Origin of the sequence: Bacillus sp. GMa5/1 (assembly GCF_050172015.1) — a bacterium.
Classification (GTDB): domain Bacteria; phylum Bacillota; class Bacilli; order Bacillales; family Bacillaceae_G; genus Bacillus_A; species Bacillus_A cereus.
On sequence record NZ_JBNLYC010000023.1, the window covers coordinates 13,371 to 39,223 of the forward strand.

A 25,853-nucleotide genomic window follows, 5' to 3' on the forward strand; every position below is an offset into this window, starting at 1 on the left:
ATTTGAATTAAAGGATTCTTATGTAAATAGGTAGAATGTAATTATTTGGTTTATATTTTAATCCAAGGGGTACAAATTCGATGCGACGTGAAAAGGATTTGTTGAAACAATGGAAGGCGGATTTGCAAGCTGTTCAAGAAGAGAAGAGATTGAAGAAGAAGGCTAAGAAAAAGAATAAGAATAAGAAATATAGCATTCCTGGTAATACAGCTGAATTCATGGATGGCAAGAATACTTATCGTAAAGAGAATGGGGTATGGAAGCAAAGAAATAAATAATGTGAGGATAAATAAATTTGATTAAGTTTATAGCAATTATCGTAGGCGCTGCCGTGATCTGGGTGGCGTCTTGTTTGTTGTTAAGGAAAGATAAGACGTGAGATAGATTTGCAAATTGAAATATTATTAGTTTGAAACATAGACTAGTAAACAAACTATTTCTATCTTTTAATCATAGAATATGATGAATTCTATTTTAGAGGAGGGAATCATATCTATGGGATGGGATAATAATTTTGGACATTCTCGAGATTGTAATAGATTTTGGGATGATTTAGTATTTTGCGGTTGTGGCCGTAGACGAAGAAGAAACGATTTTAACGACTGTCATTGTAGACGTGACTGCGATTGTGATGAGTGTCGTCGTAGACGTAATCATGACCGCGATCGTGAGCATGAACATGGACATGGTGAGCATCGAGATTGGTAAAGCCTTTTGAAAGAGTGCGATGAAAAAACGCACTCTTTTTTATTATGTTTTTAATTAGTACTTATTAACCCGAAGGACGCAGTTTCAATTGGATTTAACATTTTACAAAACAAGCGAACACAACGAACGAAAAGAAATGTCCTGCGTACCTGTCTAAAAGTTGACCCTTTTGTACAATTGAAATGTATAGGGTAAAAACTTTGTAAACAGATAGTTGTTAATGTCTAAAAGATAGTCTAAAATAAAAGTATATAATTCTTAAGACTTTTAGACTATTTTGAGGTGATTTGGATGGCTATCGTTGGTTATGCAAGGGTGAGTACAAAAGATCAAAACTTAGATGCACAAATTGAAAGGTTAACAGAATATGGATGTGAAAAGATATATTCTGAAAAGTACAGTGGAGCTAATAGTGATCGGGAAGAATTGCAAAAGGCATTAGAGTATATGAGAGAAGGGGATAAATTTGTTGTTTGTAAAATAGATCGTTTAGCTAGATCAATATTTGATTTGCATAAGATTGTAAATCAATTAGCTGATCGAGGAATAGCGGTGGTATTTCTTAAAGAACAAATTGATTTCTCTACACCAGCAGGTAAATTGATGTTTACTATGTTAGGGGCTATTGCTGAGTTTGAAAGGGATTTAATTAACGAAAGAACAGCTGAAGGAAGAGAAAGAGCTAAAGCAATGGGCAAACATATGGGACGTAGGGGACAGGATGAAAAACAGGTGAAGCAGGCTATGAATTTATTCTTTAATAGGAAAGAGAATGGTTTAAGTGTAAATGATATTTCAAAAATGACGGGAGTTCCGCGTTCTACTATTTATGCTAAAGCAAAAGAATTAAAAGAGGAGGAATTATGATGGAGGAATATGAACAGCTACGGCAGGAATTTTGAAATATAAGTAATCAGTTAAAGTAGCGAATCCGCTGCTTTTTTTATTTAATAAGGAAAAAAGCCCTACCTGGGGCTATATGATTTTCTTCATACCACATTGACGGCATTCTCTTAAGAAGATGAAATTTTTAATGGAACTTTTGAATGTGGAATTACCGCAATTATCACAGCGACCACTGATTTTATCAGGATGCTCTTCGTATGTGTATATTTTGCTTAAATCGTATTTTTGTTCATGTTCTTTATTTTCCATTCGTTTCACCTGCATATCAATCTGAATTAAAACAATTTAATCATAATAACATGAAGTGTTCATATAATGGATGTTTTTTATTTGATAAAGAGAACCTGCAAACCTGCAGATTCTCCTGATAATGATTTATGGAGCAAGACCCGAAAATATAATACAATAATTCGAAAATGAGTTCAAGTAAATAAAAAGAACCCGCTGGAGTTCGGGTCCTTTCAGAAGTGATGATGTATTCTCGGCTTGGGAACTGAGAAAAACACAAAAATATAATACATCGAGTTTTAGAGAATTTCAAGAATAAATTAGAGTGATTTTGGAGGATGATGAATAATGAAACTAACTAAACAAGAACAAGCAGTTGCAATTGGTACATTCATTTCGATGTTGGGACAGGACCTTGTAAATGAGCGCATCGATAAACAGAAATTAGAAAGTGCAATTCCAATCTTTAATGAGTTAGAAGATAACACAACACCAAAGCAAAAGAGAGAAGCAATGGTTAGTTTGCTCAATAAAACAATGGAAGAATTCCTAAAAGCTTAAAAAACTAATAGAGCCTATCGTGAGGTGGTGGTTATGGCTAGACAACGTAGCCCGGACAGAGATAAAGCATTTGAAATATATAAAGTAAGTAAAGGTGAGAAGCCATTAATTGATATTGCTGCTGAGTTAAACCTTAAGCCTTCGCAAATCAGAAAGTGGAAATCACAAGACAAATGGGATGAACAAATGAATGGTAACGTTACTATTGCGAAAAGGAGCGTTACTAATGTTAAAAATCCCAAAACGAAAGAAAAACTGAAAGAGATTTTAGAAGATGAAGAGTTGACCGAAAAGGAAAGGCTCTTTTGTTTGTATTATGTGAAATACTTCAATGGTACACAAGCTGCACTGAAGGCTGGATACTCCAAAGACGGCGCTCATGTACAGGCTAGTCGATTGCTAAGACGTGAACGAGTTTCTTCCTATATAAAAGAGCTTAAAGGTGAGTTAATCGAGAATGTATTTGTGGAAGCGATGGATGTGCTTAAAGAGTACATTAAGATTGCTTTTGCTGATATTACTAACTATGTAACCTTTGGACAGAAGGAAGTACCTGTAATGGGGATGTTTGGCCCGATGAAAGATGAATCCGGTAAAGAAATAACTCGTATCATAAATTATGTAGATTTACACGAGGCTGACATGGTTGATGGTTCTATAATAACCGAAGTAAAACTCGGAAAAGATGGCGTGTCAGTAAAACTTGCTGACAAGATGAAAGCACTGGACAAACTATCTCAGTACTTTGACTTAGTACCTGACAATTTCAAACGTAAAATCGAAGAAGAACGCCACAAAATGCAGATGGAAGTGCAGAAAGCTCAAATTGATAAAATTAAAGCAGATACTTCTCGTATTAAAGGTGATGAAGGTGAAGAGTATGAAGATGACGGTTTCATCGATGCGTTAGAAGGTAAAACAGCAGAGGTGTGGGAAGATGAAACTTAAACCTGCCCCTTTTAAATTTAGACCATTCTCAAAGAAACAATTACAAGTACTCACTTGGTGGAGAAAAGATTCACCTGTGAAGGACCATGACGGCATTATATGCGATGGTTCTATTCGTGCTGGCAAAACTGTTTCGATGGCTCTTTCTTATGTTATGTGGGGAACTGAAACATTTAATGGTGAAAACCTAGGTATGGCAGGTAAAACAATTGGATCACTGCGACGCAACGTAATTACTCCATTAAAAAAGATGTTAAAATCACGTAAATATAAAGTGAAAGACCATCTATCAGAGAACATGCTTACCATTAGTAAAGATGGCCATACGAATCATTTCTATATATTTGGTGGTAAGGACGAATCATCACAAGAACTTATCCAAGGTATTACATTAGCTGGTATGTTTTTTGATGAAGTTGCTCTTATGCCACAAAGCTTTGTGAACCAAGCGACAGGACGTTGTTCTATTGAAGGCTCAAAGTATTGGTTTAACTGTAACCCTGCCGGCCCGTATCATTGGTTCAAACTTGAATGGATAGATAATAAGGAAGACAAGAACCTGCTACATATTCATTTTACAATGGACGATAATCTTTCTTTATCTGAAAAAGTGAAGCAAAGATACTATCGTATGTATAATGGAGTCTTCTTTCAACGCTTCATTTTAGGTTTATGGGTGCTTGCAGAAGGTATTGTATATGACATGTTTAACAAAGAAAAGCATGTTGTAAAAACAGTAGAAAGAGAATACGAGAAGTATTATGTATCTTGTGACTATGGTACACAGAACCCTATGACATATGGACTATGGGGATTGTGTAAAGGTATATGGTACAAAACAAAAGAGTACCATTATGATGGTCGTAAAAATTCACGGCAAAAGACAGATGATGAGTATCTTGACGACCTAAAAGAATTCATCGGAGATATTTCTATTCGCGGGATTATAGTTGACCCATCAGCAGCTTCATTTATTGCTTTATTGAAAAAGAATCGATTCAAAGTGCTTAAAGCTAAGAATGAAGTTATAGATGGCATAAGAAATGTAGCGCGACTTCTTAATGAAGAGAAGATAAAATACAACGACTGCTGTAAAGAAACATTCCGTGAATATGCTTCTTATACTTGGGATGAAAAAGCTACAGCTCGTGGTGAAGATAAACCAAATAAAGAGAATGACCACCAAATGGATGGTGATCGTTACTTTGTAAATACAGTTGTTGTAACTAATAACAAAGCTAAGGCTGTTAAGTCAATCTATTAAGGAGGTGAGACGATGTTTGAACACTATATTCCGTTGCTGGATGAACAAAATGGCGAGCCTACATCAAAGTTACTAAAAAAAATTATTGATGAGTTTGAACCATTAAAACAACGCATGATTAACAGGTACGAGCGATACAAAGCAAGTGAAAAGGGTGTGCCTATCTTTACTCGCGAGTTTAAAGGTGATGGTAATAAAGATAAGGTTAACAATAAGCTAAACAATGACTTCTTTTCTGAAATTATCGATACAAAAATCGGTTATATGTTTGGGTTGCCTATCTCATACAGCTTAGATCATGAAGATGATGAAGTATTGAAACGTATTCAGGACTTTTTAAAAGCGAATCATACTGAGGATGCTGACGCAGAAACAGGGAAGTTCGCTTCTATTTGTGGATACGGAGCGAGACTACTGTATCACGATAAAGAAGGTATCGAAAAGGTTATGAATATCAAACCTTACGAAGCTATATTTCTTACGAATTCAAGTATTGCAGAACCTAAATACGCTATACGCTGCTATCCAATCAAAGTAATTGATGGTGATGATTTCAAGGATGGTTACAAAGTAGAGTTTTACAATGAAACAAACATTATTGAGTACACTGGTGAAGGTTTAGATAAGTTAACAGAGACTGACCGTATTCCAAACTTATTTAAAGGTGTGCCACTTATTGGGTTTCCTAATAATGAAGAATTACAAGGTGATGTAGATAAAGCTATATCACTTATTGAAGGTTACGACCGTTCGTTTTCCGATGTAAACAGTGAAATTGAACAGTTTCGTCTGGCTTATATGATCTTTAAAGGCGTTGATATAGATGATGATACTATCGAGAAGTTAAAACAAACAGGAGCTCTTGATGTAGGTGAGAATGGTGAGGCTTCTTTTTTAACTAAGGACCTTAATGACAACATCTTAGAACACCATCTCGACAGATTAGAAAAGAATATATGCCGTTTCACAAAGCATGTGAACCTTTCTGATGAATCATTTGGTGGTAACCTTACTGGTGTTGCTATTCGTTACAAGTTATTAGCTTTAGAAACTAAATCAGGAACATTAGAAATGAAGTTTACTAAGTCATTGCGACAACAATTTAAGTTATTGTTTGACGCTTGGAACTTACGCTCAAATAAAGGAGAACTAGACTACCTTTGTATGACGTTTCAATTTACGCGAAACCTTCCAGCCAACTTAGCTGATGAAGCTGATGTGCAGTCTAAACTACAAGGTTTAGTAAGCGAAGAAACACGATTATCTATGTTATCTGTTGTTTCTGATCCGAAAGCGGAGATACAGAAGATGCAGGAAGAAGAGGCGGATTCCATGAATCTCGACAAGGTAGGTGAGCCTAGTGGAATGGGACAAGAAGCAGAAACATCTCCAAAAGATAGAGGACGAACTGGAAAAGGCGATTCTCTACCTGTATAAAGATGCTTTAGAAGAAGTCAGAGGAATACTGGCTTTTTATTATGCCAAATATGCCGTAAATGAGCAGTTGAGTATGCAGGAAATGCGCCGATTCAATCGATATAAGAGTATGCAAAGTGAACTGCAACACGTTATTAATGAAATAACATATGAGAAAAAGAAAACTCTCAATGAAACGCTCTCCAATCAGTATGGAGAGTCTTTTTATTATACGAGTTATCTCATCGAGAAAGAAGTCGGCGTGGCTCTTTCGTATGGTCTTCTTGACCCGAACGTCATTAAACGAGCGGTACAAATGCCAATCGATAAAATGACACTCAATCAAAGGTTAAGTACACATCGAGTACAGATAGTTAACCGAATACGCAGAGAGTTATCTATCGGTCTTAGAAAAGGCGAAGGATATGCAACAATGGCAAATCGGATTAAGCCGATACTTGATGGTGATGCGAAGAAAGCCCAAATGGTCGCTTGGACAGAAAGTGCTAGGGTGCAAAACTTAGGTACTTATGACAGTGCTTCTCACGCTTTTGATGAAGGTGTATCAATGAAGAAGATTTGGATTTCTACATTAGATAAACGTACGCGTCCTACTCACCAAGCAGCAGATCATCAAAAAGTACCGTTTAAAGGATTATTTAAAGTCGGTGGTTATAGTTGCGAATATCCACATAATAGTAATTTACCTGCTAAAGAAGTTGTACGATGCCGCTGTACTTTCATTACTGAGGTAGCGGATGTTAGCTCATTCATTGAGAGAAGGGCCAGAAACCCAACTACAGGTAAGAATGAGGTGATTAGCGCAGTTAGTTACGAGGAATGGAAAGACTCTCTTGAATAATAAAACACACGAGGGCTTATAAAATACGAACTAAATAGGGTGTATTCATAGGAACTCAGAGGAGGAATAATAATGAAACAATTACAAAAGCAAGCGGAAGTACAGTTTTTAAAAGAAAGAGAACTAACAAAGTTACCGTTTCGTTTATCAAATCTGCAATTCTTTTCTGATCCTGCAATACCTGCAGATGAGACACTACAGAATGAACAAACATCACCTGCGGATGATATAAAAGATTCACTAGTTGAAGAGCAAAAAGAACCGCCAGTTGGTGAACAAAAAGAACCGAAATTAGATGATGCAACAAAAACATTTATTGAGAAGATGGTACAATCAGCGGAAGATAGAGTGCGCTCTAAATATTCGAAAGAACTGAATGCAACAAAAAAGGAATTAGAGAACTATAAAACCGCTTCTATGACTGCACAAGAGAAAGCTGAATATGAGATGAAGCAACTTCAGGAACAACTAGAAGAGCGAGAAAGAGTACTTCATCAGAAAGAAATGCAGAGTGTTGCATCAGATGGTTTATCAGCGGTTGGATTGGATCTTAAATTTGTAGATTTTGTTATTGGTTCAGATGTAGAAGATACAAAAGTTAGGGTGTCAAAGTTTAATGATTTATTCTCTACTGCATTAGAAGTAAAAGTGGCTGAAAAGTTTAAAGCTGCTGGCCGAGAAATCCATGTTAGTGGCGGAACTGGAGGGGGATTTACGAGAGAACAAGTAAATTCAATGAGTCAAGCTGAAATTAATGCGAACTGGCCACAAATTCAGAAGGATATGCGCAATTGGGGTAAGTAGCACTAGGAAAGTTAAGTGATTTGAATGGTACAGTCAAAAAAATATAAAACGAACAAAAGAGATTGCTAGTTTAGTAATCTCTTTTGTTATGGAAAAACATTAAGGAGGAATTAATATATGTCAGTATCAACTTTTATTCCAACAATTTGGGAAGCGCGCTTGATGGCGAACTTTCACAAGCGTTCTATTGCGGATTTAATTACAACAACGCCAACGAAAATCGAAGGTAATAAGATTATCTTTAATCGTGTAGGCGCAGTAAATGTAAAAGATTATAATGGTACAATCGAATGGGATGATACCAACCCTTCTAAAGTAGAAATTAATATGGATCAACAAAAGTATTTTGCTTTCAAAGTTGATGATGTAGATGCAGTTCAGGCTGCTGGAGATTTAATCGACCCACATACACAAGAGGCAGGAGCGGTACTTCAGGAAACCGTTGATACATTCGTATTAGGGCTTTATAAAGGCGCTCATAAAACTCATACAATTGGGAGTGACTCTAGTCCAATTGAGTTATCACCTAAAAATGCATATGATTACATTGTAGACTTAAATACGATTTTAAATATTAAAAAGGTTCCTAAAACTGAACGATTCACAATCATCAATTCTCAGGTTTTAGGTTTATTATCTAAAGATGATCGCTTTACTAAGCAACCTGTTGTTTTAGAAAATGGTATTGTTGAAGGACAGATTATTAATGGATCACAAATCGTTGTATCAGAAGAAATTCACGGTACTGGTGGTAAGTATAAAATTTTAGGTCTTCATAAGTCTGCCATTGGATACGGGATACAGTTAACTGAAACAGAGGCACAACGTCTGCAAAATTCCTTTGCAGATGGTATTCGTGGTCTTATGGTTTATGGTGGAGATATCCTTCGTCAAGAGTCAATAGCGGTACTTACAGCTACAGTTACATCAATTACTCCGGAAAAACCAGGTGGAGGGGCTTAATAAGCCTTCTCCATTTTTTTCTTTTACGTAAGTAGGTGATTAGATGGAAGATATGAAAGCAGAAATTTTAAAACGTGTAAAACTGCAAGTACCTAATATAAGTGATGAAAATTTATTAATAAGCATTGAAGATACAATGTTAATGGTTGCTGAGTACACCAATAGAACTATTCCTGAATTCCCTCCTGCTTATATTGGTATCATCGCTAAAATGGTGGTTCATCAGTATATGGAGCAAGAGAGAGAAGGAAAGAAAAGTGAATCGTTAGGCAACTATTCTGTTACTTATGATGATGTGGTAGATTATCCAGCAAGCGTCACGAAGGGGCTGAAAGTGAGGTTACGTGTTCGATGATTCAGTCAATGATACGCAAGTTTGGAAAAGATGCTACAGTACTTCGCAACGCTGGTTCTGATGATGGACCATATCCAACAGAAGAATGGAAAGAAATCAATACTGTTAAAGGTGTATTGGATGCTATCCAAGGGACAAAGGATGCTCGCAATAAGAAAGTAGAAGAGAAAAGCACACATTTCTTTTACTGCATGCTTTTCGACGTAACTATTCAAGATAGATTAGTTATCGATAAGAAGGTATACAGCGTTACTTATCCGGGAGATCCAATGAATGCGGGTAGATTCTTTCAAATAGAATTGGAGATGTTGCCATATGAGCGTGAAATTCCAATCCAATAGAGCCGCTGTTATGGCGAGACATTTGGCTGCAAAGAAAGCAGCTCATACTGCTATTGGTCAATTTGTATCTTCTAAAGCTAAATTACTTGCTGCTGTAGACACTGGCAATCTAAGAAGAAGCATTAGTTCTAAAGCAGAGCAAGAAAAAGTTGTTATCGGTACTTCTGCTGATCATGGAATTTATGTTGAGAAAGGAACAGGAATTTATGCTGTAGACGGTGATGGGCGTAAAACTCCTTGGATGTACCGTGACCCTAAAACAGGGAAGATGGTTAAAACTCAAGGGCAACATGCACAGCCTTTTCTTAGACCAGCAGTAGAGAGCAATAAACCGCAAATTACACAAGTTGGCACGCGAACCTATTCGTCGTTAATGAGGTAGATAGCATGAATGACTTTATAAATATATTACACAGTGAATTAAAACAGATTCATAAAGAAACGTATTATGAAATCGCTAAAACAACGGCTGAAATGCCTTATCAGGTATTCACGGTAAATGATGACAAAGAACCATGGGGACGAAAGAATATCATGCTTACAATTGATATTTACGGCACTTCCGCTCATCTTAGTAAAATAGATGAACTGATTATGAAGCTAGAAAACAATCTTCATAGAAAAAGGTTAAGCAGTGCTGAATTTGGTGCTGCTATTTCTTATCTTTCGAGTCAGAAAGTACCTGATCCAGACCCGAATATCAGACGTAAAGAAGTGCGGTTCATTTTAAGAACTTATTTTAAACAATAGAAAGGGTTGATTATATGGCAGCTCCACAACCAAAACCAGAGAATGTCCTATTCGGAGATTGGGGTGCATTCTTCTTTAATTATGGAGAAAAAGACGAACTACCTGTAGGTGCTACACAAGGCGGTGGCTCATTTAAATACGAACCAGAGTTTAAAGAAATTGAATATGATGGTTCTCCTGGTGACACTATGGGGATGAAACGTATTACAAAATCAAAAACTCAAATTAGTTTTAAGACACTTGAATTTTTGGATAAAGAAAAAATCAAAAACTTTATTGCTGGTTTAAAAGTATCAGAAGAGACTATTACAAAAGACGGGAAAACAATTAAGTACGACGTAATCGAAGCTACAGAACGTCTAACAAAAGATAGCTATCTTAAAAACGTAGCATGGGTTGGCGAAACTTTAGGTGGAGATATCGTTGAAATTATCGTATATAACGCATTATCTGACGGTTCATTAGAGCTAGGATTTGAAAACGAAAGTGAAGTTGTTCCAGAAGTGACATTCACAGGACATCGTGATCCAGAAAACATTCGAAAAGTACCATGGAAAAAACGTATTTTAACAGCAACAGAAGCAGCTAAATTAATACCAGCAGGTTAAAGAGTAGGGATAATCCCTGCTCTTTTTATTTTAAGGAGGAATAAATATGACTATTGCAATTCAAGAAAAAGAATATAAAGTGAGACAAATTCATGGTGGAGATTTATTTTCTGTAGTTCGTATTTTGAAGAAATCGAAATTCAAGGTTGATATTAATTTACTTAAAGATTTAATGATGGGCGTACGAAATAAAGAAGGAGCAACTCAAGCTGATGTATTAGCTGCACAAGAGACTTTCGGGTATGACATTATCATGAAGTTTATCTTCGGATTAGAAGAAGCAGAACAGGAATTTTTTGAGTTTGTAGCCGGACTTTTAGTTCATGAAGATGAAAGTGGCAAAAAAACATCACCAGGTTGGGAAACCATTCGAACTTTAAATCTAGAAGAGTTGGTTCGATTATTTATTGCAATTAAAGATTCAGAAGCTGGGCTGGTTAAGCTTTTTTCCAATGCGGTGAACTTGATGAAATAGACTTCATCGATACGTTAGCTTCTCGCTATCCAAATATGGAGTATATAAGGAGTTTGGATGCAGAGATAGTTATTAACTTGTATCTCACCGCAAAGAAGAAACAGATGGACCGCATGTTATGGGAAGAATGGTGTGCCCTACAACCGTACTGCGATGAAACATTTCCTCAATTTAAACATAAGCGCGAAAATCCAACGCAAGAACAGGTAAAACAATACAACGATTCAATCGAACAAACACCGAAGCAGAAATTTACAAAAAAAGAAGTGTTTGCTCGAGTTGAAAAAATCCGCGGAAAGGCGGGTGAATAAATGGAACTATTTCGTATGTTTGGTTCAATATTCTTGCGTGATGATGAATTACGAGGTGGATTGAACCGAGCAGAACAGCACGGTCAACGAACTACCGGGATTTTAAATAGAGGTTTTAGCAGCGTCGGTAGAATGGCTGGTTCAATGGGGGCAGCTGTCGGGACTTCCGCTATAGCTATTGGTGGTATGGCAGGTATGGCATTAGGGGCAGGAGCCGCACTTGTTGGTATTGTTTCCGCAGGTGCTAACTTTGAACAAATCATGTCAAAAGTAGCAGCTGTTTCCGGTGCTTCCGGAAGTGAAATGAAGCAATTGGAAGCTCAAGCTAAAGAATTAGGTGCAACAACTCAATTCTCTGCTACACAAGCTGGGGAAGGGATGATGTACCTTGCGCAAGCTGGTTTTAAAACTGGCGATATTATGAAAGCAATGCCTGGCATGTTAGATTTAGCAGCGGCAGGTGCACTTGATTTAGGTACAGCAGCAGATATAGCGTCTAATATCATGAGTGGTTTTGGATTGTCAGCTGATAAAGCGACCCATACAGCAGATGTATTAGCGTTGGCTGCTTCTAACTCAAATACAAATGTAACACAAATGGGCGAAGCGATGAAATACGCTGCTGGAACTGCCCATACTGTCGGTTTCAGTATGGAAGAAACATCAGCGGCAATTATGGCGATGGCAAATAGTGGTTTGCAAGGATCAGTTGCAGGACAAGCTTTCGCTACATCTTTAGGGCGTTTAGCTAAACCGACAAAAGAAATGCGAAAAGTTATGGATGAGTTGAATTTATCTTTCTTTGATCAGCAAGGTAAAATTAAACCTTTACCAACGATTATAAAAGAATTAGAAGATAAAACAGGTAGTATGACAAACCAACAAAAATCAGCTACATTAACAACGTTATTTGGTGCAGAAGCATATAAAAACTGGGCAGCTTTAATGCAAGAAGGTAGCGAGAAATTAGAGAAAAATACAAAAGCATTAGAAAAAGCTGATGGTGCAGCTGCGAAAATGGCTAAAACTATGAATGACAATCTAAAAGGAAAGTGGATTGAATTCACATCTGCGCTAGAAGGTTTAGCTATAACGATTTTTACACTTATCGCTCCTGCATTAGCAGCTATTGTCCTTGGATTAACTCAGGTGGTCCGGTGGGTTGACGGTACAATTAAAAGATTTGTAGATTTAAACAATTATATAGGTAATATCCAGTTAATAACCAAAGCAATTCAAGATTTTTGGCTCGCGGCTTCTGGTGATAGAAATGCCATGGTTGAGGGATATGACATTCTTACTAAACTTGGTTTCTCTGCTAATTCAATTCAGTTTATACAAGAAACTACAGCGGCAGTGCAGCATGGTGTAGAAACTATGAAAGCTCTCGTATCTGGTGATTGGGGAGCTGCTAGTAATTTATTGGATAAGTTAGGGTTTTCTCCAGAACAAAAAGCGGATATTATCATGTTCGTTCAGGATGTACATGCCCAATTAAGTAGTTTTATAGAAAATGTACAATCTCTAATCTCAGCTGCTGCTCCTGTAATTATGGGAATAATCGGGGCTACTTGGGATTTTATTAAAGGTGTATTCAATACAATAGCTCCTTACTTAATGCCTTTATTAACAGATGTGATGTCATTTGTGAACGGGATTATAGAAAAGATTGCAGCATTTTGGAAAGAAAACGGGGATCAGATTGTCCAAGCTGTAAAAAATGCATTTGATCTTATAAAGGGCATTATTGAATTTGTAATGCCTGTTGTTCTATTCATTATTGAAGATGTCTGGGGAAACATAAAAGGTGTTATAAATGGAGCCTTAGATATCATCTTAGGGACAATTAAACTATTTTCTTCCTTACTAACTGGTGATTGGACTGGTGTTTGGGATGCTATTAAACAAATTTTATCAGGAGCATGGGAATTCATTTGGAATTTCATTCAAATATGGGGAGTTGGAAAGGTACTTGGCATCATTGGCAAAATAGGCAGCAAAATGAAGGGACTGTTTGGAGAAGCTTGGGAAGGTGTAAAGAAAGTATTTTCTGACATGTTCGAGGGTATTTTTAAAAGCTCAGGAGACACCCTTACAGTGATAAAAGAAGTATTCGGAAAAGTGAAAGATGCAATCGCAACCCCATTTAAAAATGCGTGGGAAGGTGTTATGGAATGGATTGATAAAATTAAAAAAGGTGTTTCAAATATGTTCAGTGGCGTTCACATTCCTGTTCCGAAGATTAGTGTAAATGGATCATTAAACCCAGTAAATTGGGCGAGTGAAGGTCTGCCATCTTTCGATATTAAATGGGCTGCGAACGGAGCTTTAATTAAGCCCGGTAATCCTACATTAATTGGGGTTAAATCTAGCCCGGTTGTCGAGAAATCGGCAGCATAAAATATCGTGTGAATTCGGGGAAACCTAAGGACAATTGTCTATGGCAATCCCGAGCCAAGCCTGTACGGAAACGACAAGAAGGTGTAGAGACTAGGTAAAGTAACCTAAGTGAGAATATGGCGAAATACCCAAGAGCGCACGACACCCGAAGAATGGGTGATGATATAGTCCGATACTCCAGTGAAAACCGGAGAGTTAAGGATAAAGAGCCTTAACATAACAATTGTGGTGACGCAAGAGGATACGATGAAACGGTGTTACCTTTACGTAAGCAAACGTTTGACGCGATTGCGAATGGAATTATGGGTTCATTACCATTAAATCAACAGCAAGGGGCCAAATATGTATCACAAGGTCCAACTGTTTTACAAATTAATTTAAACGGAAGAGAAATAGCGAAGGAAATTTACTCAGATGTCAATGAATTTCAAGAACGCGAGAAAGAAAGACTCAAAGTATTTTAGGTAGGTGATGATATGGCGGGAATTAGCTTCTTTAGTTTTAACGGGAAAAGGAATCCAAATGTAATTCCACTGCAGGGTAAAAAGCGCCCTGCATGGGCTCCTTTGGATCATATGTTTCTTGAAGTCTCGCATTATCCAGGAGGTAGGTTACTACGCACACAAACTAAAATGAGAAAGATTTTAATTCCTATTGCACTATTATATGATTCAGCTGAAGAAGCTGAAAAACTAAAAGAAGAAATAGCAGATTGGCTCGTTACGGATCAACCGTGCGAGCTTATTTTTGATGATGAAAAAGATCGTACGTTTTTAGCTGTCGTAGATGAAACTTTAGATTTAGACCAGTTAGTTGATCTAGGTGAAGGTACTTTAACTTTCATTTGTCCAATGCCATATAAGTTAGGAAAAGAGCAAACGGTTGACTTTAAACAAGATGTTAGTGGGTTAGTTGCTAATGTCCAAAATAAAGGAACTGTTCATTCTAACCCTATCATTGAGATTGATATTACGAAACCAAATACTTTTCTAGACGTATGGTTCGGCGGGGTATCTTTAAGTGATCGAGATTATTTTCGTATCGGTATGCCACTAAAAACTGTGGAAAAGCCTGTAGAAAGGAATCAACGTATATTATGGGATGAAATGGCTACTACGGTCGGATGGAGTAAAGTCAGCTCAATGGAAGATGGGGAACCGGTTGGTGAAATGAAATCAGATAAATATCAATTTTATTGTTCCGATTTTGGAACTGGAACGGGAAAAGGATGGCACGGTGCAGCTGTTAAAAAAAGTATCCCTGGTGGCCCAGTGCAAGATTTTATTATGCAAGCCTATGTTACATGTAAGAGTAAAAAGATTAACGAAATGGGACGGGTTGAGATAGCGATACTCGATGAAAACAGTAAAGTGCTTTCGAAAATAGCTATGACTGATGTGTTTTGGCAAGCTGAACAAAACTTCGGAACAATGGTAATCGGTTATGATAATAAACTAGGAAGAAGAAGTTTAATTCATGAAAGTGGAGATCACCCAAACACTTGGAATCAATATTATGGGCGATTGTGGATAGCTAGAACAGGGAATGTATGGGAAGCATATATTTCAAAATTCCTCCCAGGAACTGAAAAAGATGATTCAGAACGATTTGTGCGGTGGACAGATGAAAATAACTATCACATGGAAAAAGCAGCTCAAATCCAGATTAGTATCATGCAATGGCAAGATGTACCGCCAGTAGAAGCGATGACAGTTTCTGATTTGAAATTTTGGAAAGTGAATTTAAATAATCAAAATACCCCGCCTTATATAGTAGATATTGGCGATAAAGTTGCAATTGATACAGAAAATAGTCATGTAACGATTGAAGGGAAGGATGCGATTAATATTAAGGACATTTTCAGTAATTTTCCTGTCATTAATAAAGGTATGAATACACTAGAAATCATGCCTTCTGATATCGGAACAGCAAAGGTTAAATATAGGGAGCGATTTAGATGAGAACACCAAGCGGATTACTTCATGTTGTTGATTTCAAAACAGATCAAATTCTATCCGCTATTCAACCAAAGGACTACTGGGAAGATAAACGTCATTGGGAAATCAAGAATAATATTGATATGCTGGAGTTCAAAACTTTTGACGGCACCCCACATGCGATTACATTGCAACAGCAGAACTTGGTTTTAAAGGAAGTACGTGATGGTCGAATTGTTCCGTATGTTATTAATAATGAAGTAGAAAAAGACTCTGATGATAGATCGCTCACTGTACATGCTTCTGGTGCCTGGGTTCAAATAGCCAAAGATGGGATTATTAAACCTCAACGTATAGAGAGCGAAACAGTTAATACGTTTATTGATATGGCTCTTGCCGATTCAAAATGGCAACGTGGAATAACGGATTATTCTTCATTCCACACGATGACTATTGATGAATTCATCGATCCCCTCACTTTTTTAAAGAAAATCGCGGCTTTGTTTGAGTTAGAAATCCAATATCGCGTTGAGGTATCCGGTTCTCAAATTACTGGATGGTACGTCGATATGATAAAGAAACGAGGGAGAGAAACAGGGAAGGAAGTAACCTTGGGAAAAGACTTAGTAGGCATTAGACGCATTGAACATTCCAGGGATATTTGTACCGCCTTAATCGGATTTGTACGGGGCGAAGGTGATAAACTTATCACGATTGAGAGTATTAATAACGGGCTTCTTTATATTACAGATAGTGATGCCTTTCAACGATGGAATGCGCATGGTAAGCATAAAATTGGTTTCTACACTCCGGAAACAGAAGACCAAAATATGACACCGCAACGATTAATGACTTTGATGAAGACGGAATTAAAGAAGCGTGTCAATTCTTCAGTTTCTTATGAAGTAGAAGCACAATCGATTGGACGTATTTTTGGACTAGTACATGAACTAATTAATGAGGGCGATACGATTCGAATCAAAGATACAGGATTCACACCTAAGTTATACCTTGAAGCACGTGTAATTGCTGGTGATGAATCTTTTACGGACCCTACACAAGATAAATATGTGTTTGGTGATTATCGCGAAATTACTGATCCAAACGAAGAACTACGAAAAATTTACAATCGAATCTTGGGGTCATTAGGTAATAAACAAGAGCTGATAGATCAGTTAGATAAATTAGTGAAAGATGCAAACGAAACAGCTAGTAATGCTAAGAAAGAATCCGAAGCAGCGAAAACATTGGCTGAAAAAGTTCAAGAGAATCTTAAAAATAACACGGTAGAAATAATTGAAGCTAAGAATCCACCGACAACAGGACTGAAGCCTTATAAAACACTTTGGCGTGATATTAGCAATGGTAAGCCTGGTATCTTAAAAATATGGACAGGTACAGCTTGGGAATCTGTTGTACCCGATGTAGAGTCTGTCAAAAAAGAAACACTTGAACAGGTTAATAAAGATATTGAATCAACAAAAACAGAATTAAATCAAAAGGTTCAAGAGACACAAAATCAGGCGACGGGACAATTCAACGAAATAAAGGAAAGTTTACAAGGTGTCAACCGTACAATCTCTAATATTGAAAATAAACAAGGTGAAATTGATAAGAAAGTAACTAAGTTTGAACAGGATTCTAATGGATTTAAAACTTCTATTGAATCATTAACGAAAAAAGATACTGAAATTAGTAATAAATTAAATACTGTCGAATCAAATGCGGAAGGTACAAAAAGGGCTATTTCTGATGTGCAACAAACAACAAGTGAACTAAAGAAAACAACTACTGAAATAGAAGAAAAAGCTGGGAAAATCAGTGAGAAGTTAACGAGTGTAGAAACAAAGGTTAATAGTGATAAAACTGGTGGACGTAACCTTTTATTAAAATCAAATGTTAAATATGAAAAAACAGACTATCTAATCAATCAATATTCTCTAACTGAAAATTTCTTTGCGGGTGAGGAATATACCTTTGTAATTAAAGGAAGTGTCCCACAAGGGCAGAAATTTGGAATTTGGCAGAATGGTGGGTCTAGCAATGTTGGATATGCAACAAGTGTTTACGCTAATGGAATAACTTATCTAACCTTTAAAGCTGTTGTGGCTACAAGTGGAAATGAACGAAAGTTAAGCTTATATAACTATCCGAGTAGTACTACGAAATCTATTGTGGAATGGGTTGCCTTGTATAAAGGGAATAAGCCGCAGGATTGGACGACACCGCCTGAAGAGCAGGTAACAACAGATGAATTTACCAAGAAAACAACTGAGATTGAAAAAAGTGTGGATGTCGTAAAAAACACTGTAACCAGTGTTCAAAATAGCCAGGCTGGATTCGAAAAGCGTATGACTACAGTAGAGCAAACAGCAACGGGGTTATCTTCCACAGTGAGCAATTTAAATAATGTAGTATCAGATCAAGGGAAAAAGCTTACTGAAGCAAATTCAAAACTCGAACAACAGGCAACAGCAATTGGAGCGAAAGTTGAGCTTAAACAAGTAGAGAATTATGTTGCTGGATTTAAGATACCTGAGTTGAAGCAAACCGTTGATAAAAATAAACAAGATTTGTTGGGCGAATTAGCTAACAAACTTGCAACTGAGCAATTTAATCAAAAAATGACTTTGATTGATAACCGCTTTACTATCAATGAACAGGGAATCAATGCTTCAGCCAAAAAGACAGAGGTATATACAAAAGATCAAGCAAATGGGCAATTTGCCACATCATCTTACGTAAGAGATATGGAAACCCGTCTCCAGTTAACTGAAAAGGGCGTTAGTATATCTGTAAAAGAAAATGATGTAATCGCAGCTTTCAATATGAGTAAAGAAAACATTACTTTGAATGCAAACAGAATTAACTTAGTAGGTTTTATTACAGCAAATCATATCAAAGGAAAAGTTTTAGAAGGGGTAACACTTAAAACGAGTGGAAATAGATTTGTTGAAATAAATAAACAAGACATGAAGATTTTCGATTTAGATAAGCCACGTGGTTATATAGGATTTATGGAGACAAATGATGGGAGTATTCAACCTTCATTAGTCCTTGGTTCTGATAATAGAAAATACGCTGGTACAGGATCATTTTATATTTATCAAGTCATGCCGCGAATTAATGGAGTCGATCAACCTTCTAAAGCGTATGCAAAATTTGGGGTTTCTAAAGGAGAAAATGCAGAAGGAACTAATATTTGGTCAAATTATATTCAAATGCAGAATGACGGTGGACATCTAAGCGTATATTCAGATGGACAATTTCGTTTTCAAAACTTGAATGATATTATTTTTGAATCTGAAGGATGGGCTCCAGGATATGGTTACTTCTCTGTAACTACAACTGAACCGCATATTTTTAACAATAACAAGGGACAGTTTACTTTCAAAAGAAAAGGCAGTGACTATAAAATACATTTCATAAACGGCGCCACCGATCATGATTTAATCATGGGTAATGCAATGATAAGATCAAGTTTTGTACAAGGTTATAACAACGGATTACAGATTAAAGATATGATGGGCCAAGGATGGAAAGATATAGAATTAAGAACGCTACGAGCGCAAGAAAATGTAAATGCTAATGGTCAAATGTGGGCGAAAGCATTTAATCCTACATCAGCTAGGAATATGAAAGAAAATATAAAAGATATTCCTTTCTCCGCTCTTGATAAAATCATGAGTTTAGCTATCAAACAGTACAACTTCAAGGACGACATGTATGATCTGTATCAAATGCGTGTGAACAAACCGGAAGAACAAACAGAACCATATACAACAAAAGAAATTGAAACGTATTTTGGTATGATTGCAGATGATACGGAAGATATATTTACAGATAAAGAGAAACGGGCTATTAATTTATATAATACTGTTTCAATCTTTATTGCAGCTTTCCAACAGCAGTATCATCAATTTAACGAAGAGTTAACTACTGTTAAAGGTGAGAATAAACAACTAAAAGAGCAAGTTACGAAACTAACAAACGATGTGTCCACATTAACAGAATTAGTACAAAAATTAATAGACGAGAAATCAGAGTAGCCATAAGCTGGTCTTTTTTTATTATCTAAAAAAGGAGAGAAAAAGATGGATCGTATTGATGTATTATTAAAAACCTTTATTGCCACTTTTGGTGGCTTCTGTGGGTATTTCTTGGGAGGATGGGATGCAACATTGAAAGTTCTAGTAATCATGGCAGCTATCGACTATATCACAGGAGTAGTCGCAGCAGGATATAACGGAGAGCTAAAAAGTAAAGTTGGCTTCAAAGGCATCGCCAAAAAGGTGGTGCTTTTTCTTTTGGTTGGAGTGGCGACCCAGCTAGATGTGGCACTTGGAAGCAATAGTGCTATTCGAGAAGCAACAATTTTCTTCTTCATGGGTAATGAATTACTTTCACTTTTAGAAAATGCTGGTCGAATGGGTATTCCGTTGCCACAAGCTTTGACAAATGCAATTGAAATTTTAGGTGGTAAACAAAAACAAGAAGAGAAAAAGGGAGATGTTCAATAATGGGGTACATTGTAGATATTTCAAAATGGAATGGTAATATTAATTGGCCTGTAGCAAAACAACACATTGATTTCATAATCGCTCGTGTACAAGATGGTTCGAATTATGTAGATCCATTATATAAGGGGTATGTACAAGCTATGAAGCAGCACGGTATTCCTTTTGGGAACTATGCATTCTGTCGTTTCGTTTCTGAAAATGATGCACGTATAGAAGCTAGAGACTTTTGGAATCGCGGAGACAAGAGTGCGAAAGTCTGGGTTGCAGATGTTGAAGTGAAAACAATGAATGATATGAGAGCCGGTGCACAAGCGTTTATTGATGAATTACGCAGATTAGGTGCTCAAAAAGTTGGTTTATATGTTGGCCATCATATGTATGCTCCGTTTGGCATGGCTAATGTAAAAGCTGACTTTGTATGGATTCCTCGTTATGGAGGAAATAAACCAGCTTATCCGTGTGATATTTGGCAATACACTGAAACAGGAAATGTACCTGGTATTGGTAAATGTGATTTAAATGAATTGATTGGTAGCAAATCTTTATCTTGGTTTACAGAAGAAAAGCAGCCAGAGCAAACTGTTTCTAATGGCGGTTATCAATATGTTAAATCTGGCGGATTTGGCGTTTCATTGGTTCCGGAAGTGTTAAACGCTATGACTGAACGCGGAACTAAAGGACAAGTTATCTCTGATCCATCAACTGGTATAGCGTACTTACAAACTGAGGTATTACCTAATTCTGAATTAGATAAAATTACTTGGTGGATGGATACTAGACCTGAAGGGAAATGGTTTTACGAGTATATTAAGAAATAAAATGAAAGAATAGTTTGGTAAAAAACAAAGGCTGTCCTTAATGGGGGGCCTTTTTTGTCAATGGATCACCACAATATAAAGTTCACAATAGCAAAGGGAAAACATACTATATTACTGCAAATGAAGCCTATGTGTATGTGAAGTGAGAAGAAAAAGACCGCCCTTTTTTCGGGAAGGGCGGTCTAATATTATTTACTTTCGTTTAATATACTTTGAAGTGATTGTTCTACCTTATGCATTTCACCTAATACAGGGTTGTCATAGTCACTTGAACAATCAAGATATGCTCTTACTCCACCAAAAATTTTGAAATCCACTCTAGATAGTGAAGTATGTTCTTTAGTTTCTAAAATGGTTACAGCTGATTTATAGCGTTTAATTATATCATCAATCATTCTTTTGCCTTTTACTTGATTTTCTTTTTCAAGAGTTTGAATGATGTTATTCATTTGTTTTTTTAATTCAGTAATATTTTGGTCCTGTGTAAGCATTTAAATACCTCCATTTTCATTTCAATTACTTATTTGGTACTTTTCGTACATCTGAAATCCATTCTAAAGGCCAGTTTTGTGGAAGTAAAACTTGATCTCCACCACCTTTCAACGTAGTCCCGCTCATTGTGTATTGTTCAGCTACTTTTCCAAGATTAAGAGTTTCGCCTTCCGGAACTTTAATCGTAGCCTCATACATTCTACTATTTTTCCATTCCGGTAAAAGAGCTGTATCTAGTTTCGCTTGTATTCGATTTTGAGCGGGGACAGTTGTAGCGAAACCACCGCCTGCATCAGCACTATGCCCAAATGTACGATATAATGTTACCTCTTCATTAGTTTTTACAGTTCTAAATACTCCATCTGTAAATGAATCTCCAATCCAAGGTGGTAAATTCGCTTTTTCTATTTCAGTTACTTGATGATCGATACTTGTAGCATATTTTTTTATGTCTGAGGCACGATCAGCTTTTTTAATAGTATTAGCAGCTTCAACTGCATTCGCAGTCATTTTTACCCCTTTGCCAACTTTGGCAATTTTTCCGACTGGTGTAAGACCAGCTACAGCCATTCCTCCAGCAAAAACCCTTTCCCAAGTGGAAAGTTTTTCGCCAGTAGATGGATCGATACCGTCCCAAGCACGACGAACATCGTATTCACCACTTATTTCACCAGCAATATCTCTAGCTAATTTTTTACCATCAAATCCTTTTTCCTCCGAAGAAAGTTTACCACACATTGCATCTTCTTCGATTGATTTGTCAGCCTGACGCTTCCTATCTTCTTCAATCGCTTGAATAGAAGTAGTCCACTCCATATTCAACACTTGCGTACTAAATGTTCCGCTTGCAGGACTAAATCCTTTGCCACTTTGCACTTCCGCAAGACCTTGTGCGATACTCGTAGCTAGTTGAAGTGCTGTAGCATAGTTATTGCTAGACGCTTGATTAAATTCATATAGGTGATTTAACTTTTCTTGAAGTTTGTGTCTCATGACAGTAAAAAGATTCGCCATAGCGTCCATACTTGGCATCGGCATAGCTTGACTGATAGCTTCCATACTTGCCTTCATTCGGTCAATTTCTCGAATTTGTTCTAATATTTCTTGTTCAATTACATCAGTTGAAGCGACCTGTGATTGAAATTGACTTGGAAAGGCATCATTCTGATGAATTAGTTCTTCACACAAGTAAATAATCCCTTGGGCTAAGGGACGGAAGGTTTGTACAAAAAATGCTTTGGCACTACTATATGTTTGTCCTTGTAGAACAGTATCAATTGCAAAAGCATCAATCGACTGAATAACTTGTTCCATACCTTGAATGGTAGCGGTACATACAGCATTCATATCTTGTGTTTGTGTATGCACTTCCCCTAAATACATATTTAAACTCAAAAATCTCCCCCCCTTTTTTAAACAAGTAAATCATACCAATTTAAGGAGGGAAATGTAAAAATATTTTTTATTTAGCATCAATAATATCAATAAATTTCAACGTTATTTTATTATAAAATGCATCCGTACAAATTATAGATTTATTCAACGGATCAATATCAATGACGGTCATATAGCTAGTAAGTAAAAATCCATCTTCATAATATGTAATCAATATTTCTTCTTCAGAAAGTAGCGAACATAATAGCGTATTCTCAATACGTTCTTGTTCATCCTGGGTTAATGTAGGGCGTTCTACTTTTGTTTTGTCTTTAATAATCTCACGGATACCTGCGAATTGTTCCGGCATCGCTGCGAACGGAGTCCATTTAACCATTCCTCTTCCTTTTGGCATATTAGCGTTGTTCATGCTTTATGTCCCCCTAACAATGTGTTTCTGTATCTTGCTGTTGCACTATTTGTATACGAAATTCCTCTTAATATGCTGTTCTTACCAAATTTAGTGCGTATTTCATCCATTACTTTAGTTAATTGCATTTCTTTTTCTCGTTGTATTACATTATCGAATAGTGAGATTTGTTCTTCGCCTTCATTGATTAAGTTAGTTAAAGAAACATTGATGGATCTAATGGGTTCTCCAGTGTAAAACTCGTGTAAAAAATATGTACAAATCTTATATATATCCATTGTTAAATTGGTCGGTCGGTTCATAGTGTGAGTTTTTCTGAAACCACCAGCGTAATTTTTACTGTAACCAATGGAAAAATGGATGGTTTGAGCTAGTTTGTTTTGCCTTCGCATTCGATAACAAACTTCTTCAATATGCTCCAGTAGAATAATTGGGAATTCTTCTATGGTGTAATCACGCATAAGTATTTGACTCTTACCAATAGACGTTGTTACTGGAACGTATTTCTCTGATATACGGCTAAAATCTATGCCGTTGCTATGTAAGTGTAATTCTTCGCCAATAACCCCGAAGTTTTGCTTTAAGTATTTGAGTGGATATTGCGCCAAGTCTCCGATTGAATGAATTCCTTTTCGGTTTAACTTCGCTTCTGTTTTACCCGAACCCCCCCAAAACTTACTAAGTGGTCGTATTGGCCATAATTTTATGGGTACATCTTCGTACTTCCAGTATGCTATGCAATCTTTCGTTTTCTTTGCTTCCACATCTAAAGCTACTTTGCTCATTAAAGGATTAGGACCAATTCCTATCGTGCATTCGATTCGTGTCTTTGCATAAATTTCACGTTTGAATTTTAATGCGAAGTCGTATGGATCATTAGCAAACAAATGAATACTATCCGTAATATCCATAAAAAACTCATCAATGGAATATTGGTGAAAATCCTCAATAGGCACGTATTGTAGAGCCAACTTAGTGATGAAATTAGAACATTTTATATAAGTGCTCATAATTGGGTTTACTACAAGGATATCTTTGCGACGTGGTATTTCGTATAGTCTTGCCATTTTCTTAACACCCAACGCTTTTAATGGTGGTGTTGCAGCCAAAACAATTGAACCACTCCTATTCACATCACCGACTACAGCTAATTTAGTATGGAGTGGGTCTAATCCCATCTTGATGCAACTGACTGAAGCATAGAAGCTACGAAGATCTACACATAAAACAATTCGATTTGGCAATATTGAATAGTCATACACCGTTATTCCCCCTAAATAACAGAACATTAGTTCTTATTATATACGAATGTATGTTCTTTTATGAAGAGGTTTTTATAAAAAAATAAAAATAGCCTCACTCGTTTAAGTGAAGCTACATCCAAAAATCATTATAATCAACATTTTTCCCTGTTAACTTTTTTAAAGCTCTTATAATCTTATTCCCATTCTTCAATGAAGGTTGAAATGCATCTCCCTGGCATATTCGACTTATCGTTCCTCTGTTAACACCACTTTCCTTCACTATATCCTGTTGTGAAAGATTATTTTTATCAAGAAATTTACCAAAACGTGAACGTGGTTTTCCTAGTCCGAACATCTTTCCTCTCTCCCTCGCTTGCTTGATTGGTAACAAGTCTGTACAAAAATTAAACTTTTTAAACTTCACGAAAGTTTGAATATTGTCCAAGCCGTTCACAATATGCTTTATCAAGGTCGCTACCAAAGTAGTTATTAAACTTATTATCAAAGCAGCTACCAAAGTAAATAGCCTAATTGCTATCAAGGTAAAAATGATTTGTACTATCAAAGTAGCTATCAAGTTAGCTATCAAAGTAACGATACCAAGGTTTTCAATCAATAAACCTAAGTATCATCAGGATTTTAAATTCTGTTTATAAAGGGGAGAATACAATGAACATCAAGATGTCATCAGAAGAAACTTGTGAGTATTGTAAATGCCTTTTATCCGATTGGTTGTTTTGGAGACTGAATGGAAAGAAGTATTGTTCAGAGTCTTGTGCAGAATGTGATAAATAATAAAAGGATGGTGGATTTATGTTTACAAGAAAACAAGTAATCCCTTTTCGTTCATTTATGGATGGTTCATACAAAGATAAAGCACCAAAAATAAGAAAATACAATTCTGTTAGTCCATTAGCGTTTCTTCATATGTCAGACCAAATGATAAATACTTACCTTGCGCTCGGAATTATGGGAACAGTTTTAATTGGGGCAGTAGTGCTGGAAAAATACCTAGTGAAAAATGACCATGTATCCGCAGCTAAACTTGTAAGTGAAGGGATTTATCACGGAACACGAATAGGCGGAGTTTGTCTAATTGGTTATGTATTTATCAGGCTCGTAATTATGTTTTGAGGGG

31 protein-coding genes and 1 pseudogene are annotated in these 25,853 nt (G+C 36.5%); 26 read left to right on the plus strand and 6 right to left on the minus strand.

What is annotated here, in order from left to right; translation table 11 throughout:
* The first annotated feature begins 80 nt into the window (after positions 1-80).
* The 3 genes from ACQGSG_RS08515 to ACQGSG_RS08525 all read left to right on the plus strand — a co-directional run bounded on the left by ACQGSG_RS08515 (position 81) and on the right by ACQGSG_RS08525 (position 1,575).
* Positions 81-278, plus strand: a complete 198-nt coding sequence (locus tag ACQGSG_RS08515; RefSeq protein WP_098213109.1) for a hypothetical protein — start codon at positions 81-83, stop codon at positions 276-278.
* A 217-nt stretch (positions 279-495) separates the two neighbouring features.
* Entirely contained in the window at positions 496-708 is a 213-nt protein-coding gene (locus ACQGSG_RS08520; protein WP_080451094.1) for a hypothetical protein, read from the plus strand.
* A gap of 291 nt (positions 709-999) precedes the next feature.
* A complete protein-coding gene (locus ACQGSG_RS08525) occupies positions 1,000-1,575 on the plus strand; it encodes a recombinase family protein (protein WP_098360992.1) in 576 nt (191 codons plus the stop codon).
* Between the two features lie 108 nt (positions 1,576-1,683).
* Here ACQGSG_RS08525 and ACQGSG_RS08530 read toward each other — a convergent pair whose 3' ends face one another.
* The gene (locus ACQGSG_RS08530) at positions 1,684-1,863 is read right to left on the minus strand and encodes a hypothetical protein (protein ID WP_079004510.1); all 180 of its coding nucleotides are present in this window, start codon (positions 1,861-1,863) and stop codon (positions 1,684-1,686) included.
* A 327-nt stretch (positions 1,864-2,190) separates the two neighbouring features.
* On the opposite strand from ACQGSG_RS08530, the gene ACQGSG_RS08535 reads away from it, so the two are divergent.
* From ACQGSG_RS08535 to ACQGSG_RS08635, 21 genes and pseudogenes are all read left to right on the plus strand, one after another.
* A complete protein-coding gene (locus ACQGSG_RS08535; RefSeq protein WP_325842336.1) occupies positions 2,191-2,403 on the plus strand; it encodes a hypothetical protein in 213 nt (70 codons plus the stop codon).
* Between the two features lie 33 nt (positions 2,404-2,436).
* Positions 2,437-3,351: a terminase small subunit gene (locus ACQGSG_RS08540; RefSeq protein WP_016513760.1), complete on the plus strand. Its 915-nt coding sequence runs from the start codon at positions 2,437-2,439 to the stop codon at positions 3,349-3,351.
* Entirely contained in the window at positions 3,341-4,615 is a 1,275-nt protein-coding gene (locus ACQGSG_RS08545) for a PBSX family phage terminase large subunit (RefSeq protein ID WP_325842338.1), read from the plus strand. The genes ACQGSG_RS08540 and ACQGSG_RS08545 overlap by 11 nt, the downstream gene beginning before the upstream one ends.
* A gap of 12 nt (positions 4,616-4,627) precedes the next feature.
* Positions 4,628-6,052: a phage portal protein gene (locus ACQGSG_RS08550; protein WP_016513761.1), complete on the plus strand. Its 1,425-nt coding sequence runs from the start codon at positions 4,628-4,630 to the stop codon at positions 6,050-6,052.
* 73 nt (positions 6,053-6,125) lie between these two features.
* Entirely contained in the window at positions 6,126-6,893 is a 768-nt protein-coding gene (locus tag ACQGSG_RS08555) for a phage minor head protein (protein ID WP_325842355.1), read from the plus strand.
* Between the two features lie 72 nt (positions 6,894-6,965).
* On the plus strand, positions 6,966-7,697 hold the full coding sequence (locus ACQGSG_RS08560) for a DUF4355 domain-containing protein (RefSeq protein WP_000811673.1): 732 nt from the start codon (positions 6,966-6,968) through the stop codon (positions 7,695-7,697).
* Between the two features lie 117 nt (positions 7,698-7,814).
* Positions 7,815-8,660, plus strand: coding sequence for a hypothetical protein (locus ACQGSG_RS08565; protein WP_325842341.1), 846 nt, complete (start codon positions 7,815-7,817; stop codon positions 8,658-8,660).
* A gap of 43 nt (positions 8,661-8,703) precedes the next feature.
* Positions 8,704-9,015, plus strand: a complete 312-nt coding sequence (locus ACQGSG_RS08570; protein ID WP_016513763.1) for a hypothetical protein — start codon at positions 8,704-8,706, stop codon at positions 9,013-9,015.
* Entirely contained in the window at positions 9,012-9,356 is a 345-nt protein-coding gene (locus ACQGSG_RS08575; RefSeq protein WP_016513764.1) for a head-tail adaptor protein, read from the plus strand. The genes ACQGSG_RS08570 and ACQGSG_RS08575 overlap by 4 nt, the downstream gene beginning before the upstream one ends.
* On the plus strand, positions 9,331-9,738 hold the full coding sequence (locus ACQGSG_RS08580; RefSeq protein WP_098604948.1) for an HK97-gp10 family putative phage morphogenesis protein: 408 nt from the start codon (positions 9,331-9,333) through the stop codon (positions 9,736-9,738). Before ACQGSG_RS08575 ends, ACQGSG_RS08580 begins: the two co-directional genes overlap by 26 nt.
* A 5-nt stretch (positions 9,739-9,743) precedes the next feature.
* Positions 9,744-10,106, plus strand: a complete 363-nt coding sequence (locus ACQGSG_RS08585; protein WP_098604947.1) for a hypothetical protein — start codon at positions 9,744-9,746, stop codon at positions 10,104-10,106.
* 14 nt (positions 10,107-10,120) lie between these two features.
* The gene (locus tag ACQGSG_RS08590; RefSeq protein WP_098604946.1) at positions 10,121-10,714 is read left to right on the plus strand and encodes a hypothetical protein; all 594 of its coding nucleotides are present in this window, start codon (positions 10,121-10,123) and stop codon (positions 10,712-10,714) included.
* Positions 10,715-10,760: 46 nt separating this feature from the next.
* Positions 10,761-11,189 carry a hypothetical protein gene (locus ACQGSG_RS08595; RefSeq protein WP_098604945.1) on the plus strand — a complete coding sequence of 143 codons (429 nt, stop codon included), beginning with the start codon at positions 10,761-10,763 and terminating at the stop codon, positions 11,187-11,189.
* Positions 11,190-11,242: 53 nt separating this feature from the next.
* Positions 11,243-11,500, plus strand: coding sequence for a hypothetical protein (locus ACQGSG_RS08600; protein ID WP_325842343.1), 258 nt, complete (start codon positions 11,243-11,245; stop codon positions 11,498-11,500).
* Positions 11,501-13,900 carry a phage tail tape measure protein gene (locus ACQGSG_RS08605; RefSeq protein ID WP_240514376.1) on the plus strand — a complete coding sequence of 800 codons (2,400 nt, stop codon included), beginning with the start codon at positions 11,501-11,503 and terminating at the stop codon, positions 13,898-13,900.
* A gap of 254 nt (positions 13,901-14,154) precedes the next feature.
* The gene (locus ACQGSG_RS08610) at positions 14,155-14,364 is read left to right on the plus strand and encodes a hypothetical protein (protein WP_426947219.1); all 210 of its coding nucleotides are present in this window, start codon (positions 14,155-14,157) and stop codon (positions 14,362-14,364) included.
* Between the two features lie 12 nt (positions 14,365-14,376).
* Positions 14,377-15,861, plus strand: a complete 1,485-nt coding sequence (locus ACQGSG_RS08615; RefSeq protein ID WP_098619435.1) for a distal tail protein Dit — start codon at positions 14,377-14,379, stop codon at positions 15,859-15,861.
* The gene (locus ACQGSG_RS08620; RefSeq protein WP_325842344.1) at positions 15,858-19,886 is read left to right on the plus strand and encodes a phage tail spike protein; all 4,029 of its coding nucleotides are present in this window, start codon (positions 15,858-15,860) and stop codon (positions 19,884-19,886) included. The genes ACQGSG_RS08615 and ACQGSG_RS08620 overlap by 4 nt, the downstream gene beginning before the upstream one ends.
* 45 nt (positions 19,887-19,931) lie before the next feature.
* Entirely contained in the window at positions 19,932-20,357 is a 426-nt protein-coding gene (locus ACQGSG_RS08625; protein WP_098377735.1) for a phage holin family protein, read from the plus strand.
* Positions 20,357-21,175 (plus strand): GH25 family lysozyme, encoded by an 819-nt coding sequence (locus ACQGSG_RS08630; protein WP_000540645.1) that lies wholly within the window; start codon positions 20,357-20,359, stop codon positions 21,173-21,175. Before ACQGSG_RS08625 ends, ACQGSG_RS08630 begins: the two co-directional genes overlap by 1 nt.
* 56 nt (positions 21,176-21,231) lie before the next feature.
* Positions 21,232-21,321 (plus strand): annotated as a pseudogene (locus ACQGSG_RS08635) (N-acetylmuramoyl-L-alanine amidase); the annotation flags it as partial.
* A gap of 42 nt (positions 21,322-21,363) precedes the next feature.
* On the opposite strand, the gene ACQGSG_RS08640 reads toward ACQGSG_RS08635, so the two are convergent.
* The 5 genes from ACQGSG_RS08640 to ACQGSG_RS08660 all read right to left on the minus strand — a co-directional run bounded on the left by ACQGSG_RS08640 (position 21,364) and on the right by ACQGSG_RS08660 (position 25,070).
* Complete coding sequence (locus ACQGSG_RS08640; protein WP_000957442.1) at positions 21,364-21,666, minus strand: hypothetical protein; 303 nt, start codon at positions 21,664-21,666, stop codon at positions 21,364-21,366.
* A 25-nt stretch (positions 21,667-21,691) separates the two neighbouring features.
* Positions 21,692-23,062, minus strand: a complete 1,371-nt coding sequence (locus ACQGSG_RS08645) for a pre-toxin TG domain-containing protein (protein WP_426947222.1) — start codon at positions 23,060-23,062, stop codon at positions 21,692-21,694.
* A 67-nt stretch (positions 23,063-23,129) separates the two neighbouring features.
* The gene (locus tag ACQGSG_RS08650; RefSeq protein WP_098377737.1) at positions 23,130-23,471 is read right to left on the minus strand and encodes a YolD-like family protein; all 342 of its coding nucleotides are present in this window, start codon (positions 23,469-23,471) and stop codon (positions 23,130-23,132) included.
* Positions 23,468-24,733 carry a Y-family DNA polymerase gene (locus ACQGSG_RS08655; RefSeq protein WP_098604939.1) on the minus strand — a complete coding sequence of 422 codons (1,266 nt, stop codon included), beginning with the start codon at positions 24,731-24,733 and terminating at the stop codon, positions 23,468-23,470. The genes ACQGSG_RS08650 and ACQGSG_RS08655 overlap by 4 nt, the downstream gene beginning before the upstream one ends.
* Before the next feature lie 112 nt (positions 24,734-24,845).
* On the minus strand, positions 24,846-25,070 hold the full coding sequence (locus tag ACQGSG_RS08660) for a helix-turn-helix transcriptional regulator (protein ID WP_016513776.1): 225 nt from the start codon (positions 25,068-25,070) through the stop codon (positions 24,846-24,848).
* A 314-nt stretch (positions 25,071-25,384) separates the two neighbouring features.
* Here ACQGSG_RS08660 and ACQGSG_RS08665 point away from each other — a divergent pair, with 314 nt between their 5' ends.
* Both ACQGSG_RS08665 and ACQGSG_RS08670 read left to right on the plus strand, forming a co-directional pair.
* On the plus strand, positions 25,385-25,510 hold the full coding sequence (locus ACQGSG_RS08665) for a hypothetical protein (RefSeq protein WP_255288280.1): 126 nt from the start codon (positions 25,385-25,387) through the stop codon (positions 25,508-25,510).
* An 18-nt stretch (positions 25,511-25,528) separates the two neighbouring features.
* Positions 25,529-25,849 (plus strand): hypothetical protein, encoded by a 321-nt coding sequence (locus ACQGSG_RS08670; RefSeq protein WP_098205000.1) that lies wholly within the window; start codon positions 25,529-25,531, stop codon positions 25,847-25,849.
* Positions 25,850-25,853 lie beyond the last annotated feature (4 nt).

Bases quoted from the DNA above. Each gene is read 5' to 3' on its own strand.
- ACQGSG_RS08515 (WP_098213109.1), top strand. From the start codon at position 81: ATGCGACGTGAAAAGGATTTGTTGAAACAATGGAAGGCGGATTTGCAA.
- ACQGSG_RS08520 (WP_080451094.1), top strand. From the start codon at position 496: ATGGGATGGGATAATAATTTTGGACATTCTCGAGATTGTAATAGATTT.
- ACQGSG_RS08525 (WP_098360992.1), top strand. From the start codon at position 1,000: ATGGCTATCGTTGGTTATGCAAGGGTGAGTACAAAAGATCAAAACTTA.
- ACQGSG_RS08530 (WP_079004510.1), bottom strand. From the start codon at position 1,863: ATGGAAAATAAAGAACATGAACAAAAATACGATTTAAGCAAAATATAC.
- ACQGSG_RS08535 (WP_325842336.1), top strand. From the start codon at position 2,191: ATGAAACTAACTAAACAAGAACAAGCAGTTGCAATTGGTACATTCATT.
- ACQGSG_RS08540 (WP_016513760.1), top strand. From the start codon at position 2,437: ATGGCTAGACAACGTAGCCCGGACAGAGATAAAGCATTTGAAATATAT.
- ACQGSG_RS08545 (WP_325842338.1), top strand. From the start codon at position 3,341: ATGAAACTTAAACCTGCCCCTTTTAAATTTAGACCATTCTCAAAGAAA.
- ACQGSG_RS08550 (WP_016513761.1), top strand. From the start codon at position 4,628: ATGTTTGAACACTATATTCCGTTGCTGGATGAACAAAATGGCGAGCCT.
- ACQGSG_RS08555 (WP_325842355.1), top strand. From the start codon at position 6,126: ATGCAGGAAATGCGCCGATTCAATCGATATAAGAGTATGCAAAGTGAA.
- ACQGSG_RS08560 (WP_000811673.1), top strand. From the start codon at position 6,966: ATGAAACAATTACAAAAGCAAGCGGAAGTACAGTTTTTAAAAGAAAGA.
- ACQGSG_RS08565 (WP_325842341.1), top strand. From the start codon at position 7,815: ATGTCAGTATCAACTTTTATTCCAACAATTTGGGAAGCGCGCTTGATG.
- ACQGSG_RS08570 (WP_016513763.1), top strand. From the start codon at position 8,704: ATGGAAGATATGAAAGCAGAAATTTTAAAACGTGTAAAACTGCAAGTA.
- ACQGSG_RS08575 (WP_016513764.1), top strand. From the start codon at position 9,012: ATGATTCAGTCAATGATACGCAAGTTTGGAAAAGATGCTACAGTACTT.
- ACQGSG_RS08580 (WP_098604948.1), top strand. From the start codon at position 9,331: ATGAGCGTGAAATTCCAATCCAATAGAGCCGCTGTTATGGCGAGACAT.
- ACQGSG_RS08585 (WP_098604947.1), top strand. From the start codon at position 9,744: ATGAATGACTTTATAAATATATTACACAGTGAATTAAAACAGATTCAT.
- ACQGSG_RS08590 (WP_098604946.1), top strand. From the start codon at position 10,121: ATGGCAGCTCCACAACCAAAACCAGAGAATGTCCTATTCGGAGATTGG.
- ACQGSG_RS08595 (WP_098604945.1), top strand. From the start codon at position 10,761: ATGACTATTGCAATTCAAGAAAAAGAATATAAAGTGAGACAAATTCAT.
- ACQGSG_RS08605 (WP_240514376.1), top strand. From the start codon at position 11,501: ATGGAACTATTTCGTATGTTTGGTTCAATATTCTTGCGTGATGATGAA.
- ACQGSG_RS08615 (WP_098619435.1), top strand. From the start codon at position 14,377: ATGGCGGGAATTAGCTTCTTTAGTTTTAACGGGAAAAGGAATCCAAAT.
- ACQGSG_RS08620 (WP_325842344.1), top strand. From the start codon at position 15,858: ATGAGAACACCAAGCGGATTACTTCATGTTGTTGATTTCAAAACAGAT.
- ACQGSG_RS08625 (WP_098377735.1), top strand. From the start codon at position 19,932: ATGGATCGTATTGATGTATTATTAAAAACCTTTATTGCCACTTTTGGT.
- ACQGSG_RS08630 (WP_000540645.1), top strand. From the start codon at position 20,357: ATGGGGTACATTGTAGATATTTCAAAATGGAATGGTAATATTAATTGG.
- ACQGSG_RS08640 (WP_000957442.1), bottom strand. From the start codon at position 21,666: ATGCTTACACAGGACCAAAATATTACTGAATTAAAAAAACAAATGAAT.
- ACQGSG_RS08650 (WP_098377737.1), bottom strand. From the start codon at position 23,471: ATGAACAACGCTAATATGCCAAAAGGAAGAGGAATGGTTAAATGGACT.
- ACQGSG_RS08660 (WP_016513776.1), bottom strand. From the start codon at position 25,070: ATGTTCGGACTAGGAAAACCACGTTCACGTTTTGGTAAATTTCTTGAT.
- ACQGSG_RS08665 (WP_255288280.1), top strand. From the start codon at position 25,385: ATGAACATCAAGATGTCATCAGAAGAAACTTGTGAGTATTGTAAATGC.
- ACQGSG_RS08670 (WP_098205000.1), top strand. From the start codon at position 25,529: ATGTTTACAAGAAAACAAGTAATCCCTTTTCGTTCATTTATGGATGGT.